This is a genomic window from Streptomyces sp. NPDC087428 (assembly GCF_044744085.1).
In the GTDB taxonomy this organism is placed as follows: Bacteria; Actinomycetota; Actinomycetes; order Streptomycetales; family Streptomycetaceae; genus Streptomyces.
This window is the reverse complement of the sequence record NZ_JBIUXR010000006.1, coordinates 370,090-386,124: the sequence shown is the minus strand read 5'-3', so window position 1 is coordinate 386,124 and position 16,035 is coordinate 370,090. Positions and strand designations below refer to the sequence as shown.

General features: G+C 72.5%; 11 protein-coding genes. 10 read left to right on the top strand and 1 reads right to left on the bottom strand.

The features are described from left to right. The first annotated feature begins 257 nt into the window (after positions 1-257). The 8 genes from ACIO3R_RS15495 (at position 258) to ACIO3R_RS15460 (ending at position 12,073) form a co-directional block, all read left to right on the top strand. A complete protein-coding gene (locus tag ACIO3R_RS15495) occupies positions 258-2,162 on the top strand; it encodes an AMP-dependent synthetase/ligase (RefSeq protein WP_402105968.1) in 1,905 nt (634 codons plus the stop codon). Positions 2,163-2,794: 632 nt separating this feature from the next. After that, complete coding sequence (locus ACIO3R_RS15490; RefSeq protein ID WP_385351286.1) at positions 2,795-3,739, top strand: LLM class F420-dependent oxidoreductase; 945 nt, start codon at positions 2,795-2,797, stop codon at positions 3,737-3,739. 10 nt (positions 3,740-3,749) lie between these two features. Beyond that, on the top strand, positions 3,750-4,535 hold the full coding sequence (locus ACIO3R_RS15485; protein ID WP_385032183.1) for an SDR family NAD(P)-dependent oxidoreductase: 786 nt from the start codon (positions 3,750-3,752) through the stop codon (positions 4,533-4,535). A 123-nt stretch (positions 4,536-4,658) separates the two neighbouring features. Next, on the top strand, positions 4,659-5,780 hold the full coding sequence (locus ACIO3R_RS15480; protein ID WP_385032180.1) for an LLM class flavin-dependent oxidoreductase: 1,122 nt from the start codon (positions 4,659-4,661) through the stop codon (positions 5,778-5,780). A 139-nt stretch (positions 5,781-5,919) separates the two neighbouring features. After that, the gene (locus ACIO3R_RS15475) at positions 5,920-7,659 is read left to right on the top strand and encodes an amidohydrolase family protein (RefSeq protein WP_402105966.1); all 1,740 of its coding nucleotides are present in this window, start codon (positions 5,920-5,922) and stop codon (positions 7,657-7,659) included. Next, entirely contained in the window at positions 7,656-9,119 is a 1,464-nt protein-coding gene (locus tag ACIO3R_RS15470) for an aldehyde dehydrogenase family protein (protein ID WP_385351292.1), read from the top strand. The genes ACIO3R_RS15475 and ACIO3R_RS15470 overlap by 4 nt, the downstream gene beginning before the upstream one ends. A gap of 326 nt (positions 9,120-9,445) precedes the next feature. After that, positions 9,446-10,717, top strand: a complete 1,272-nt coding sequence (locus ACIO3R_RS15465; protein WP_402106060.1) for an MFS transporter — start codon at positions 9,446-9,448, stop codon at positions 10,715-10,717. Positions 10,718-10,774: 57 nt separating this feature from the next. Then, a complete protein-coding gene (locus ACIO3R_RS15460) occupies positions 10,775-12,073 on the top strand; it encodes a DUF4157 domain-containing protein (protein ID WP_402105964.1) in 1,299 nt (432 codons plus the stop codon). Between the two features lie 23 nt (positions 12,074-12,096). Here ACIO3R_RS15460 and ACIO3R_RS15455 read toward each other — a convergent pair whose 3' ends face one another. Then, positions 12,097-13,641 carry a CehA/McbA family metallohydrolase gene (locus ACIO3R_RS15455; RefSeq protein WP_402105962.1) on the bottom strand — a complete coding sequence of 515 codons (1,545 nt, stop codon included), beginning with the start codon at positions 13,639-13,641 and terminating at the stop codon, positions 12,097-12,099. 315 nt (positions 13,642-13,956) lie between these two features. Here ACIO3R_RS15455 and ACIO3R_RS15450 point away from each other — a divergent pair, with 315 nt between their 5' ends. Next, positions 13,957-14,802, top strand: coding sequence for an LLM class F420-dependent oxidoreductase (locus ACIO3R_RS15450; RefSeq protein ID WP_385032171.1), 846 nt, complete (start codon positions 13,957-13,959; stop codon positions 14,800-14,802). Between the two features lie 75 nt (positions 14,803-14,877). After that, complete coding sequence (locus ACIO3R_RS15445) at positions 14,878-15,906, top strand: phosphotransferase (protein WP_402105960.1); 1,029 nt, start codon at positions 14,878-14,880, stop codon at positions 15,904-15,906. The last annotated feature ends 129 nt before the right edge of the window (positions 15,907-16,035 follow it).

The following is a 16,035-nucleotide window of genomic DNA, read 5'->3' as shown; positions in this document are numbered from 1 at the left end:
CTGACGCGTACAGGACCGGACGCTACAGGGCCTGACGCGAACAGGACCGGACGCTACACGGCCTGACGCGAACAGGGCCTGACACGTACAGGGCCTGACACGTACAGGGCCTGACACGTACAGGGCCTGACACGTACACGGCCTGACGCGTACCGCCGGCCCCTGCCACGTCCAGTGCCTGAAACGCACGGAACCCCTCACCCGCGGCGCCCGACCGGATCCGCACCCGCCCGACCCCGATGCCCGAGGAGCCGCACGTGTCCACGCCACCCGCCACACCCACCACGCCCGTCCTGGTCGAGCCCACCAAGGTCAGGGCGGCCGACGGCAGCGTCCAGCAGGTCTCCGTACCGGCGTTCGCCCCGCCCGTCCGCCGCGGCTCGCTCGCGGAGATCCCCTTCGACAACGCCCGCGAGGCACCGGCCGACGCCGTCCTCAGCCGCAAGCAGCCCGACGGCAGCTGGCAGGACGTGACGGCGGCGGAGTTCGCGGGCGAGGTGCTCGCCGTCGCCAAGGGCCTCGTCGCGGAAGGGCTGCGGGGCGGTGACCGCCTCGCGATCATGGCCCGCACGACGTACGAGTGGACGCTCCTCGACTTCGCGGCCTGGGCCGCCGGTCTGGTCACCGTCCCCATCTACCCGACCTCCTCCGCCTTTCAGGCCCGCTGGATACTCCAGGACTCGGGTGCGGTCGCCTGTGCCGTCGAGACGGCCGAACAGAGCCGTGTCATCAGCCAGGAACGCAAGCAGCTCGGGAACCTCGCCCACCTCTGGCAGTTCGACACGGGCGCGCTGGGCCGGCTGAAGAAGAGCGGCCAGGACGTCCCCGACGATGCCGTCGCGGCCCGGCGCGCCACGCTGGAACCGGAGACCCCGGCGACCCTCATCTACACCTCGGGCACCACCGGCCGCCCCAAGGGCTGCGTGCTGACCCACGGCAACTTCTTCGCCGAGGTGGACAACGCCGTCGAGCTGCTGCACCCGGTCTTCAAGTCGGTCAGCAAGTACCCCGCGTCCACCCTGCTGTTCCTGCCGCTGTCGCACGTCTTCGGGCGGATGGTCGCGATCGGCTGCCTGCGCGCCCGGGTCCGCCTGGGCCACGCGCCGTCCATCCGGACCGAGGACCTGCTCGTGGACCTGGCCGGGTTCAGACCGTCGTTCCTGCTGGCCATCCCGTACGTACTGGAGAAGGTGTTCAACACCGGCCGGGCCACCGCCGAGAAGATGGGCCGCGCCTCGTCCTTCGACCGGGCCGCCCGGATCGCCCAGCGGTACGGGCAGGCGGTCGAGGCCGCCGAACACGGCACCGGACCCGGACCGGGACTGGGGCTGCGGGCGGCCCGCGCGCTCTACGACCCGCTGGTCTACCGCCGCATCCGGGCGGCACTCGGCGGCCAGGTCCGGTACGCGATCTGCGGCGGCTCCCCGCTGGGCAGCCGGCTGGCCGCCTTCTACGCGGGCGCCGGCATCGAGATCTTCGAGGGCTACGGCCTGACGGAGACCACCGCGGCCGCCACCGTGACCCCGCCCCTCAGGCCCCGGCTGGGCACGGTCGGCTGGCCGATGCCGGGCACCGCCGTCCGCATCGCGCCGGACGGCGAGGTGCTGCTCAGCGGCGGCCAGGTGTTCCAGGGCTACTGGGACCCCGAACGCGGCCAGGCCGTCCCCGCGCTGGACGGCGGCTGGTTCGCCACCGGAGACCTGGGCGCGCTCGACGAGGACGGCTACCTCACGATCACCGGCCGCAAGAAGGACATCATCATCACGTCCGGCGGCAAGAACGTCACCCCGGCCCCGCTGGAGGACTGGCTGCGCGCCCACCCGCTGGTCAGCCAGTGCATGGTGGTCGGCGACAACCGCTCGTTCATCACCGCCCTGATCACCCTGGAGCCGGACGGGCTGTCGCACTGGCGCCGGATGAAGAAGAAGGAGGACGTCCCGCTGCGCGAACTCGTCCACGACGAGGAGCTGCACACCGCGCTGCAACGCGCGGTCGACGAGGCCAACCGGCTGGTCTCGCGTGCCGAGTCGATCCGCAAGTTCACCGTCCTGACGGTCGACTTCACCGAGGAGGCCGGCCATCTGACGCCGTCGCTGAAGCTGAAACGGGACGCGATCACACGGGACTTCGAGACGGAGATCGAGGAGCTGTACCGCAAGTAGGGGCGCGGGGTTCCGTCCTCAATCGCCGGACGGGCTGGGTGTGCCGGTGCTCCGCGACTCGGGGGCGCCTGCCCGGTGGGTGGGGGCCGGTGCCCCTCCGGGGAGACTCCTCGAACGACGAACGTTTCCCAGTCCCACGCAGAGGGACCCGGGTATCTGTTCGTCGTCCTGCGGGGACTCCCCTGCACGGCCCCGGCCCTGGCCGTCCCGCGTCTGCGACGGTCGTTTCGCCGGTGTTCAGACGCACGTGAGAGTGGGTGGGGTCGTGCAGGGGAGTCCCCGCAGAAAAATGGCGTAATACCCGGCCCCCGCAACGTCTCCGGTCGCCACGCCAGTTTTTGAGGAGTCTCCCCGGAGGGACCCCACCCCCACCCACCGGACAGAGGCGAACCCCCCGGGGAGCACCGGCACACCCAGCCCGTCCGGCGATTGAGGACGGAACCCCGCACCAAGGAACCCCGCACCAAGGAACCCCGCACCAAGGAACCCCGCACCAAGGAACCCCGCACCAAGGAACCCCGCCCCCAAGACCGGACCACCTCTTGCCTGATGGTGCGTCAGGTACGACGATGGCCCCGCGTGCCGTCAAGTGACGGGGCGTCAGATCTGGTCCAGGGGAAGGAGGCCGGACGGTGCCGATACTGCCCGCCGGGCCGCTGTCGTACGGGATGCAGCTCCCGATCCAGTCTCAGAGCGCCATTTACGCGGAGCCGTGGGAAGCCGGGGCCACCCCTGCCGACCTCGCCGAGATCGCCCGCACCGCCGACCGTACCGGGTTCGCGTACCTCGCGAGCTGTGACCACGTCGCCATCCCCCGCCGGCTCGCGGAGGGGATGAGTACCGTCTGGTACGACCCGGTGGCCACGCTGGCGTTCCTCGCCGGGGTCACCGAGCGCGTGCTGCTGATGAGCCATGTCGCCGTCGTCGGGCTGCGGCATCCGCTGGCCACCGCCAAGCAGTACGCGACCCTCGACCACCTCAGCGGCGGCCGGCTGATCCTCGGGGTCGGGGCCGGGCACGTGCGCGAGGAGTTCGACGCGCTCGGGGCCGACTTCGACGGGCGGGGCGCCGTCCTCGACGAGACCGTCGACGCGCTGAAGGCCGCGCTCGGGCCGGAGGAGTACCCGGAGTTCGCGGGGGAGCGGTTCTCCTTCAGCGGGCTCGGGCAGCTGCCCAGGCCCGCCCAGGAACGGGTGCCGATCTGGGTCGGCGGCTCCTCGCCCGCCGCGGTGCGCAGGGCCGCCGTGCGGGGGGACGGCTGGCTGCCGCAGGGCGATCCGCGAGGGAAGCTGCCGGACCAGATCGCCCGGCTGCACGCCCTGCGGGAGGCCGCCGGGGTGGAGGAGCCGATCGTCGTCGGGGCCATCACCGAGCCGCTGTACGTGGGCGAGCCGGACTGGTCCGTGGGGCGGCGCACCCTCAGCGGGAAGCCGGAGGCGCTCGCGGAGTCGCTGCGGGAGTACGCGGCGATGGGCGTGCACCAGATCCAGGTGCGGTTCCGCAGCCGCAGCAGGGCCGAACTGACCGATCAGATGGCGGCGTTCGCCGCCGATGTCGCACCTCACCTCGACAGGTAGGAGTCAGGCCATGGGAAAGCTGGACGGGCGGACCGTACTGATCAGCGGCGCGGCGCGCGGGCAGGGCGAGCAGGAGGCGCGGCTCTTCGCCGCCGAGGGCGCCCGGGTGGTGATCGCCGACGTGCTCGACGAGCAGGGCGAGGCGCTCGCCAAGGAACTGGGGGAGGAGACCGCGCTGTTCGTCCACCTGGACGTGAGCCGGGAGGCGGACTGGCAGGCGGCGGTCGCCGCGGCGAAGGACGCCTTCGGGCAGATCGACGGGCTGGTCAACAACGCGGGGATCCTGCGGTTCAACGAGCTGGTGGCCACGCCGCTGGAGGAGTTCCAGCAGGTGGTCCAGGTCAATCAGGTGGGGGCCTTCCTGGGGATCAAGACCGTCGCGCCGGAGATCGAGGCCGCGGGGGGCGGGACCATCGTCAACACGGCCTCGTACACCGGGCTGACCGGCATGGCGTTCGTGGGCGCGTACGCCGCCACCAAGCACGCGGTGCTCGGTCTGACCAAGGTGGCGGCGGTGGAGCTGGCGGCGAAGGGCATCCGGGTCAACGCCGTCTGCCCCGGTGCCGTGGACACCGCGATGACCAATCCCGCGGCGCTCGACCCGTCCGCGGACCCCGAGGAGTCGAAGGCCGCGGTGGACCAGCTCTACCGCAAGCTCGTCCCGCTCGGCCGGATCGGCCGGCCCGAGGAGGTCGCCGCGCTCGCGCTCTTCCTGACCTCGCAGGACTCCTCGTACATCACCGGGCAGCCGTTCGTCATCGACGGCGGGTGGCTGGCCGGGGTCAGCCTCTTCTGACCGTCCGCCCCACCATCTCACCTGACGAGGCGTCAGGTATTGACGGGTCAGGGTCTCGGTGGAACAGTCGGACGCATCAGAATCTGACGGAGTGTCAGAAACGATTGAGGACGGTGAACCCCCTTGGAATTCGGGCTCTTTGTACAGGGGTATGTGCCCGCCGCGCGGGCCAAGGCGGACCCCGGGGCAGAGCACAAGGCGCTGATCGAGGAGACCGAGTACGTCATCCAGGCGGACAAGTCCGGCTTCAAGTACGCCTGGGCCTCCGAGCACCACTTCCTGGAGGAGTACTCGCACATCTCGGCCAACGACGTGTACCTGGGCTACCTCGCCCACGCCACCGACCGCATCCACCTCGGGTCCGGCATCTTCAACCCGCTCGCCCCGGTCAACCACCCGGTGAAGGTGGCCGAGAAGGTCGCCATGATGGACCACCTCTCCGAGGGGCGCTTCGAGTTCGGCTCCGGACGCGGGGCGGGCAGCCACGAGATCCTCGGGTTCATGCCGGGCATCACCGACATGAACCACACCAAGGACCTCTGGGAGGAGACCATCGCGGAGTTCCCCAAGATGTGGCTCCAGGACGAGTACGTCGGCTTCCAGGGCAAGAGCTGGTCGCTGCCGCCGCGCAAGATCCTGCCCAAGCCGTACGGGAAGTCGCACCCGGCGATGTGGTACGCGGCCGGCTCGCCGTCCTCGTACGCCATGGCGGGCAGGAAGGGGCTCGGCGTGCTGGGCTTCAGCGTCCAGAAGGTCTCCGACATGGAGTGGGTCGTCGAGTCCTACAAGACGGCCGTCAAGGACGCCGAGCCGATCGGTGACTTCGTCAACGACAACGTGATGGTCACCTCGACGGCGATCTGCGCCGAGACCCACAAGAAGGCCGTCGAGATCGCGGTGGGCGGCGGGCTGAACTACCTCCAGTCGCTGCTGTTCCGCTACCACGACACGTTCCCCCGCCCGGAGGGCATCCCGGAGTGGCCGGAGCTGCTGCCGGAGTACTCCGAGGAGATCATCGAACTCCTCATCGCCGAGGAGCTGATGATCTGCGGCGATCCGGACGAGGTGCTGGCGCAGTGCCGGCGGTGGGAGCGGGCGGGCGCCGACCAGCTGAGCTTCGGGATGCCGATCGGGATCAGTCCCGAGGACACCCTGAACTCGATCAAGCTGATCGGCGAGCACGTGATCCCGAAGATCGACACGGACCCGGTCCACCGGACCACCCGGTTCCGCGACGCGGCGTAGGCCGCGGGGCTCTGGGTTTCGCGGGCGGCGTCTTCCCGGACCGCCGCCCTGCGAGCCGGGGTGCGTACCGCGGCCGTACGCACCCCGGCGCACCACCACCGGGAAGGCGCACCACCACCACGGAGAAAGGGACCCCGTCATGCTCGACCACCTCATCCGCGGAGCGACCGTCGTGGACGGCACCGGCGGACCCTCCTACCGCGCGGACATCGGTATCCGCGACGGCCGCATCGCCGTCATCGCGGAACCGGGCACGGCCCCCGGGCCCGCCACGACCACCGAGGACGCCACCGGCCTCGTGCTCGCGCCCGGCTTCGTCGACCCGCACACCCACTACGACGCGCAGCTCTTCTGGGACCCGTACGCCACCCCGTCGATGAACCACGGCGTGACCACCGTCGCCGGGGGCAACTGCGGATTCACCCTCGCCCCGCTCCACCCGGACCGGCCCGAGGACGCCGACTACACCCGGCGCATGATGTCGCGGGTCGAGGGCATGGCCCTCAAGGCCCTGGAGGAGGGCGTCGACTGGAGCTGGTCCAGCTTCCGCGAGTACCTCGACGCGCTCGACGGGCGGATCGCCGTCAACGCCGGCTTCATGGTCGGACACTGCGCGCTTCGCCGGCACGTCATGGGCGCCGACGCGGTCGGCGGACAGCCCACCCCGGCCCAGCTCGACGCGATGCTGGCCCTGTTCCACGACGCGATGGACGCCGGGGCGTGGGGCCTGTCCACCACCCAGTCCTCCACCCACGCCGACGGCGACGGGCAGCCGGTCGCCTCCCGGCACGCGCGCCCCGAGGAACTCCTCGCACTCTCCCGCGCGGTCGGCGAGCACGAGGGCACCCAGATCGAGGCGATCGTCGCGGGCTGCCTCGACCAGTTCTCCGACGAGGAGATCGGCCTCTTCGTCGACATGACCGCGGCCGCCGGCCGCCCGCTCAACTGGAACGTCCTGACCATCGACGCCGCCGTCCCCGAACGCGTACCGCGCCAGCTGATCCCCAGCGAACGCGCCCGCCGCGCGGGTGGCCGGATCGTCGCGCTCACGATGCCGATCCTGACCCCGATGAACATGTCACTCGGCACGTTCTGCGCCCTCAACCTGATCCCCGGCTGGGGCGACATCCTGTCCCTGCCCGTCCCCGAGCGCATCGAGCGGCTCCGCGACGCGGACACCAGGACCGAGATGCTGCGCCGCGCCAACAGCAAGGAGGCCGGCGTCTTCCGCCGCCTCGCGAACTTCGGCCGGTACGTCATCGGGGACACCTACAGCGAGGCCAACGAGGGCCTCAGCGGCCGGGTCGTCAACGACATCGCCGCCGAGCGCGGGCAGGACCCCTTCCACTGCCTCGTCGAGATCTGCGCGGCCGACGCGCTGCGTACGGTCCTGTGGCCGATGCCCACCGACAACGACCCCGACTCCTGGGCGCTGCGGCAGCGGACCTGGGAGCACGAGGACGTCATGCTCGGCGGCTCCGACGCGGGCGCCCACCTGGACCGGATGTGCGGCGCCCCGTACACCACGCGCTTCATCGGCGACTGCCTGCGCGGCCGCAAGCTCGTCCCGCTCGAAGCGGCCGTGAAGATGCTCACGGACGACCCCGCGCGCCTCTTCGGCCTGCGCGACCGCGGCCGCATCGCGGAGGGCTTCCACGCCGACCTCGTCCTCTTCGACCCCGAACGCATCGACGCGGGCCCCGCCACCCTCGTCCACGACCTGCCCGGCGACAGCCCCCGGCTCGACTCCAAGGCCCTCGGCATCGTGTCGGTCCGCGTCAACGGGGTGGAGACGCTGCGCGACGACAAGGTGACCGGCGCGGTCCCCGGCACGGTGCTGCGCTCCGGCCGCGACACCCGGACGGTGAGCACGCAATGACCACCACGCCCCAGCGCCTCTTCATCGGCGGCGAGTGGACCGAGCCCGCGAACGGCCACTACGAGGTGATCAACCCGGCCACCGAGGACGTCGTCGGCCTTGCCCCGGAGGCGAGCCGCGCGCAGGTGTACGAGGCGGCCGCGGCAGCCCAGGAGGCCTTCGCCACCTGGTCCCGGACCCGCCCCGAGGAACGCGCCGCGATCCTCGACCGCGCCGCCGACCTGATGCAACGCGACTTCACGGCCAACGCCGCCCTGGCCCAGGCGGAGAGCGGCGCCACCACCGGCACCGCCCGCGGGATGCAGGTGGCCGTGGGCGCCGCCCGGTTCCGGCGGTACGCGAAGGGCGCGCTGGAACCGGTGGAGGAGGCCGTCCCGCCGCAGATCAACGAGGCCGGGCCGATGGGCCGGGCCGGCGTCTTCGGGGCGCTCGCCGTCCGCCAGCCCGTGGGTGTCGTCACCTGCATCACCTCGTACAACAACCCCTGGGCCAACCCGGCCGGCAAGATCGCCCCCGCGCTCGCGATGGGCAACACGGTCGTCGTGAAACCGGCCCCGCAGGACCCGCTCTCCGTCTACCGGATGGCCGAGGCACTCGCGGAGGCGGGCGTACCGGCGGGCGTCGTCAACGTCGTCAGTGGTTCGGGGGCCGAGGCGGGCGAGGCCGCCGTGGACTCGCCCGACGTCGACATGGTCAGCTTCACCGGCTCGACCTCGGTCGGGCAGCGCATCGGGGAGGTGTGCGGCAGGTCCATGAAACGGCAGCTGATGGAGCTGGGCGGGAAGGGCGCCGCCGTGGTGCTCGACGACGCCGACCTCGACTCGGCGGTGGCCGGCATCGGCACCACGTTCTCCTTCTACAGCGGTCAGATCTGTACGGCTCCGACCCGCGTCCTGGTCCAACGGGCCGCCCACGACGCCCTGATCGAGAAGCTCGCGGGGTACGCCGGGTATCTGACGGTCGGCGATCCGACGGCCAAGGGCACCGTGGTCGGCCCGGTCATCTCCGCCGCCCACCGCGACCGCGTCGAGTCGTACGTCGAACTGGGCCGCAAGGAAGGGGCCCGGATCGTCACGGGCGGCGAACGCCCCGCCCCGACCGGCCGCGGCTTCTACGTCGCGCCCACGCTGCTGGCCGACTGCACCCCGGACATGCGGGTCGTGCGGGAGGAGATCTTCGGCCCGGTCGTGGTGGTCGTCCCCTTCGACGACGAGGAGGAGGGCATCGCGCTCGCCAACGACAGCGACTACGGCCTGATCGACTACGTCTGGTCCGGCGACGTGGCCCGCGCCTTCCGCGTCGCCCGCAGGCTGCGGGCGGGCGGCGTCGGCGTGAACACCATCGGCCGGAACATGGAGGCCCCGTTCGGCGGGTTCAAGCGGAGCGGAGTCGGACGCGACGTCGGCTCGTACGCCCTGCACGCGTACAGCGAACTCCAGGCGATCGTCTGGCCGGGCTGAGGCCGTGTCCACCCTTCCGGCACTCGTCGGGCCGTCGGGTCCGCAGCCGGTTCGTCCCACGGGCCGGAAGGGCATGTGACGAGACACCGGGCAGGTATCTCGCCATCAAGTATCTTGACATCGAGAATAACTCCCGGCAGGCTTCCCCCGGTCTGCACGGCGGCGTGGCTCTGGAGCCGTAGAGCTGCGCAGCCGTTGATGTCGAGGTATGCGGGGGGTGGGCGGTGCGACGCGCCGGGAAGAGCGAGGGCGGGCGGGCATCCGCCCGGGGGCCGGGGCTCCTGGCCCAGTTGCGCCATCCGCCGGGCGGCCGGAACGCCCGGATCATGCTGCTCGCCCTGTCCGTCGACCGCACCGGATCCGGCCTGTGGGCCGCGTCCTCGGTTCTGTACCTGACCTTCGTGACGCATCTGAGCGCCCAGCAGATCGGGGTGCTGCTGGGGGCGGCCGGGGTGGCGGGCATCGCCGGTTCGCCCCTGGCCGGACGGCTGGCGGGCCGCTTCCCGCTGCGGCCGTTGCTGGTCGGCTGCCATCTGCTCCGGCTGGTGACCCTGGCCCTGGTGCTGATGTGCTCGGGCTTCGAGGCGCTGCTGCCCGTCATCGCCGTCACCTACCTGGGGGACCGGGCGGCGAAGACGCTGGAGATGCTGTTCGCCACCCGCGCGGCGGGCGAACGGCGCGCGGCCTACCAGGCGTTGTCCCGCAGTGCGGCCAACGCGGGTTACGGAGTCGGCGCCGGGATCGCCGCCATCGGCCTGGCCGTGGGCACCACGGACGCCTACCGCGCCCTGATCCTCGGCAACGCGCTGTCCTTCGCCGTCGCCGCGGTGCTGGTGTGGCGCACGGGCGAGCCGCGGGAGACGGTGACGGTCGAGGTGGCGCGGGCGGCGGGTGGCGCGGGCGGGTCGGCGACGGCCGTCGCGTCGCGCAACTCCGCACGGCCCAGAAGTCCTTGGCGGGACCGGGGCTATCTCCGGTTCGTCCTGCTCGACATTTCGATGAACCTCGACGACTCCGTACTCGGCGTCGGCCTCCCGCTGTGGCTGGTGAACCGCACGTCCGCGCCGCACGCCCTCGTACCGGCGTTCCTCGTCATCAACACCGTGCTGGTCGTCGTGCTGCAACTGGCCGTGTCGAAGCGGGCCGAGGGCCCGCACCGGACGGTCCGGACGCTGCTGCTGTACGGCGGCCTGATGTTCGTGTGCTGCGCGCTCCTGGCCGGTGCCACCCGGTGCGGGACCTGGACGGCCGCGGCGGTCCTGCTCGCCGCGGCGGTGCTGGTCACGCTGGCGGAGCTGATGCGGTCGGTGAGTTCGTGGGAGCTGGCCGTCCTGCTGGCGCCCCCGGAGGCGCGGGCCGCGTACCTGGGGGTGGCCGGGATGTCCCAGTCCATCCAGAAGTCCGCCGGGCCCCCGCTGCTGACCGGCGTGGTGATGGCCGCCGGGCCTGCGGGGTGGCTGGTGCTCGGCACGGTGATCGCCGGGCTGGCGGTGGCGCAACGACGGTGCTGCGCCGGGCGGTTCCGTACCCTGGCCCGCCGGGGCCGGGATACGCGAGGCCGCGCGGTGTCCGAGGAGTGCAGCAACCCTGCCCCGTAACCGTCCCCGGCGCCCATTGGCGGGCCGGGCGCGACGCGCTATCAATGGGAGGGACCGATGGCTGGAGGCACCGTGTCCGAGCACGAGCAGGAACGCCGCACCACCCGCGCCCACCGTCCACAGGCTCAGGACCACGTGTCGGACCGCCCTCCAGGCCCGGTCGCGGCACCGGGATCCGCGGCGGAGCTGGCGGTGTTGCAGCGGACCGTGGGGAACGCGGCCGTCGCCCGTATGCTCGCCGACCGCCCGGTGCAGAGGTCGGCCGTGCACGACGTGCTGGGCACGGCGGGGCGCCCGCTCGAACAGCCGGTGCGCGAGGACATGGAGGCCAGGTTCGGCACGGACTTCTCCGACGTCCGGCTGCACAACGACGCCACCGCCCAGCGCTCCGCCGCGGAGATCGGGGCCCGCGCGTACACGTCCGGGAACCACATCGTCCTGGGCGGCGCGAAGACCGACGAGCACACGCTCGCCCACGAACTGACCCATGTGGTCCAGCAGCGTTCGGGACCGGTGGCGGGAACGGACGACGGGACCGGGCTGAAGCTCTCCGACCCCTCCGACCGCTTCGAGCGGGCGGCGGAGGCCAACGCGCGCCGGGTCATGGCCGGACCGCACTCCCACGCCACCACCCAGGACGGGGTGCAGCGCAGCACGGGGGGCGCGGCACGGGAGCACGCCGCCGTGCAGCGGGCCCCCGCCGCCGGCGGGCCCGCACCGGCCCTGGCCGCCGCGGTCCAGAGCGGCGAGAACCTGGAAGGGGTCTGCGGCAACTTCTCCCGTGTGCGGGAGTGGGCCGTCAGCAACCCGCAGCAGGGCGTGATCATCCAGAAGGTGACCAGGAACTTCGCCGTGGAGCGTCACACCGGCCAGGGCTGGGCCCCGATCGACGGGCCGGGGCTGGACGCCTACGTCCAGAACGGCGGGACGGTCAACGGGCACGAGCTCCAGTACTGGGAGCTGTGGGTGGTCAACGCGGACGGCACCATCAGTGACGGGGGCGATGACACGTTCGGCATGACCTCGCTGATCCAGACCGACGCCCAGGTGCACGACACCACGCGCGGGTCCTTCGCCATCAGTGGCGAGGCGTACTTCTACGCCACGGCGCAGGCGCCGACGGCCATGGGGTTCCAGCGCAATGGCGCGGTCTGCGCGGGTGGCCTGTTCAGCCGCACCACCGATCCGCAGTCGGAGCTGTCCGCCCTCGGCCTCGCCGCGTCGGGCCAAGCGATCCAGTACACCGCTGAGGCCTCCTGGAACAGTGCGGACCTGCGCACCGCCGCGGTGAAGGCCAAGCCCAGGACCACCGTGTACACGCCGAAGGCGGCGTGGAGCAAGGTGACGGAGAGGTGAACCCGAGGCCCGGGGGCCGGGCCCTATCCCTCCAGGAACACCGGATTGGTCAGCGCCGCCAACGCTCCCGGCAGCCCGGGTACCGTCGCCGGATGCCGGACCTCGGCCCGCACGTACGCGGCGTACGCGGGCGTCGTACGCCACTCCACCGTCCCCGTACCCGACTTCGGGAGCGCCGAGGTGAACAGCGTCCCCTGGTCGGTGACGAAATGCGCGGTGCAGTCCGGGGCCCCGGTGACCTCCAGCCGTACGGTGACGGGGGTGTCGTCCCCCGCGGCCCGCAGCCGCTCACCGATCCCCGCGTGGCGCCCGCGCCCGTCCGACACGCCGAAGGACAGGCTGACGGCGGACGACTCCGCGATGTAGGAGCGACCGGCGCGGATGCCCGCCACGATCGCCCCGCGCGACAGGTCGTCGGCGAGGACGACGGTCTGCGGGAGCCCGATCCGGTCCGGCTCCCGGTGCGCGTCGCTGTTGCCCATGGCCGGAATCCACGACCTCGACGAACGGGCCGCTGAAACAAGCGAGTTGTCCCACTCGGCCAGGGCGATCTCGTCCTCCGGGGTGTACGCCCCGTTCCACACCTCCACCGCGTCCGCCTCGCCGAGGCCGAACTTCCAGTGGCAGCCGACGCAGGTGGCGTGCGGATGGGCGGGCACGACCAGTCCGCCGGCCCGGCGGACTGCCTGCGCGGAGCGCCCGAAGCGGTTGTCCCGGGCCCGGTAGCGCCAGTCGACGAACGTCCCCGGGTCGGTGGCGAGCGCGAGCACGTGCCCGTTGCGGGTGGTGATCTCCTCGCCCGTGAGGACCAGCAGGTCGTCGCCCCACAGCCCGTCCCACGCACCGTGCGCGGACGTGGTGTTGTGCTCGCTGCTGTTGATGAAGTCGAGCCCGGCGGCGCGGGCCGCGGCCGCGATCTCCGCCGGGGTCCGCCCGCCGTCCGAGTGGACGGAGTGCAGGTGGCAGTCCCCGCGGTACCAGGCGCGCCCGCGCCCCTTCGCGCGCTCCGGCGGATAGACGGGCCGCGGGGTGGGCGCGGTGGGCCCGGGGCGCAGGGTGACCGTGACCTCGTACGGCAGCCCCTCCGGGGCGACGGTGTACGGCCCGAGGGCGATGTGCCAGGTCCCGGCCCCGACCGGTCCCGCGAGATAGCCGGGGGTCGCCTCGTCGGCCCGGACGAAGAAGCTGCCGCGCGCGCCGCCGGACCACCCCCGGAACCCCGGCCCGCCCAGCTCCGTACCGCGCTCGTCGAAGATGCCGATGTCCAGGGCGTTGCCCTGCGTCCCGGCCGGGACGGGCGTCCTCTCGTACGTGTACGAGACCGCGATCTCGGCGACCCCGCGCGGGACGTCGACCGGCAGATACACGTAGTCGGGCGACCCGGCGGGCAGGACGCCCCGCACGGTACGGGTCCGGAGGCCGCCCTCTTCGGCGTCGGCGAAGCTCACGGTTCCCCACGTTAGGGCGGTGGTGGCCGCCCCGACGAGAAGGCCACGCCTGGCGATCGGGCGGTGTACGGGACGCGGTGCGGGAACGGGTGCGGGAATCGGTTCGATCGGTGCGGGCATGGGCGCTCCCCGGGGTGTGGTGGACGGAGACGAGGTTCCGTACCGCCACCGTGGCGGGGGGCGGTGAATGCCATGTGAACGCCGGGAGTTGGGGGAGGGGATGGAGGCTGGGGCCGCCGGTCCGGCCGGTCGGGACGGACATCGGTCGCGGCCGACGGCGTCGTCCGGTCGGTACGGTGACTGCCGGCGTGGCCGGTAACCGCGTCGCGAGGGGCCACGACGGTCGGCCCTCTCGGGAGGCGCCGAAGGCTCGGTTTTGCGCACCGGACGGCATACGTTTGGGCGGTCACCCGACAACGACGGAGGTGTCCTCGCATGCGGATCGCCACAACGATCTTCCTCACCGACGAGACGATCACACCGGTACGGCTCGCGCACCAGCTCGAGCAGCGGGGATTCGCCGGGCTCTACCTCCCGGAGCACACCCACATCCCGGTGAGCAGGCGGACCCCCTACCCCGCGGGCGGCGAACTGCCGCCCGAGTACGGCCGCACCCTGGACCCCTTCGTGGCGCTCGGGCAGGCCGCCGCCGTCACCGAACGGCTGGCGCTCGGCACCGGGATCACCCTGATCGCCCAGCACGACCCGATCGACCTGGCCAAGCAGATCGCCACCCTCGACCACCTCTCCGGCGGCCGCTTCACCCTGGGGCTCGGCTTCGGCTGGAACGTCGAGGAGGCCGCCGACCACGGTGTGGACTGGCGCACCCGCCGCGACCTCGGCCGTGACCGCATGGCGCTGATGCGCGCCCTGTGGGCCGCTGAACCGACCGCGTACGAGGGTGAGTTCGGGTCGGTACAGGCCAGTCACGCCCACCCGAAGCCGTTCCAGCAGCCCCGCGGCCCGGTCGTCGGCCCGCGCACCCTGATCGGCGGTGCGGCCGGACCGAAACTGTTCGCGCACATCGCGGAGTACGCGGACGGCTGGCTCCCGATCGGCGGCCGCGGGCTGACGGAGTCGGTGCCGCAGCTCCGTACCGCCTGGGAAGCGGCCGGCCGCGACCCGAAGGACCTCCAGGTGGTCCCGTACGCGGTGCTGCCGGACGCGGGCAAGCTGGCGCACTACGCGGATCTCGGCATCGAGGAGGTCGTGCTCCAACTGCCCCCGGCGGGCGAGGCGGAAGTACTGCGGACGCTGGACGCGTACGCGGAATACCTCTGAGGCGCCGCCGCACAGGGCCGCCGGGCCGGTGGAAACCCGCTGGAGCGCCGCCGGCCGCGGTGATGGAATGACGCGATGCGACATGATGCGTCAGCGGCGGCCGTGGAGCGCGGGCAGTACCCGGACACGGTGACCCCCTGGGAGGACCCGGCCTGGCGGGAGGCCGCCCTCGCCTGGGCGGAGCACGGCCTCGCCGCCCGGGGCCTGCGCACGGCGCGGCGGCTCACGGTCCGGCTGCGACCGTGGTCCGTACTCGTACGGATGACGGCAGAGGGCGAACCCGACGCGTGGTTCAAGGCCGGCCCCGACACCGGCGCAGGCGTCGCCTTCGAGGCGGGACTGGCCGAGGCGCTGGCCCGCTGGGTCCCCGGCCACATACTGGAGCCGCTCGCCGTGGACGCCGCCCGCGGCTGGTCGCTGCTCCCGCACGGCGGCACGCTCTTCCAGGACGCGCTCCGCCAGGACTCCGCCGGCGGACGGGCGTGGGAGGAACCGCTGCGCCAGTACGCGGCCATGCAACGCGCGCTCGGCCCCCGAGCCGGGGAAATGGGCCGACTCGGCGTCCCCGACGCCCGGATGGCGGTACTCCCCGGCACCTTCGACCGGCTCGTCGAGGAGAACGCCACCCTGGACCCCGACACCCGCACGGCACTGCGCGCACTGCGCCCCCGCGTCCAGGGCTGGTGCGACGAACTCGCGGCGACCGGCATCCCCGACTCGCTCGACCACTGCGACCTGCACGACGGACAGTTCTTCGCCCCCGTGCCGGGCCGCTTCACCTTCTTCGACTGGGGCGACGCCACGGTCTCCCACCCCTTCTGCAGCCTGCTCGTCCCGCTGCGCACGGCAGCCGACCGGTTCGGGCCGCAGGTGCTGCCGAGACTGCGTGACGCCTATCTGGACCCGTGGACGGACACCGGCCTCACCCCCGCCGAGCTGCGCCGCGCGGTGAGCCTGGCCTGCCGGCTGGGGGCCGTGGGCCGGGCGAGCTCCTGGGGGCGGCTCTTCCCCGGGGCGGGCGAGGGGCCGACGACGCAGGGGGACGCGGCGAGCGCACGGTGGCTGCGGGAGCTGCTGGCGGAGCCGGTGATCCACCGGCCGTGATGCCCGGGGAGGCCGCTTCCACTGCGGCTTCCACCGTTCTTCCACCGCCGCTTCCACCGTTTCTTCCGCCGGGACGGCGCGCACGCGACCCGTCCGCAGCGCGGCACACTTGAACACATTCCCATATGG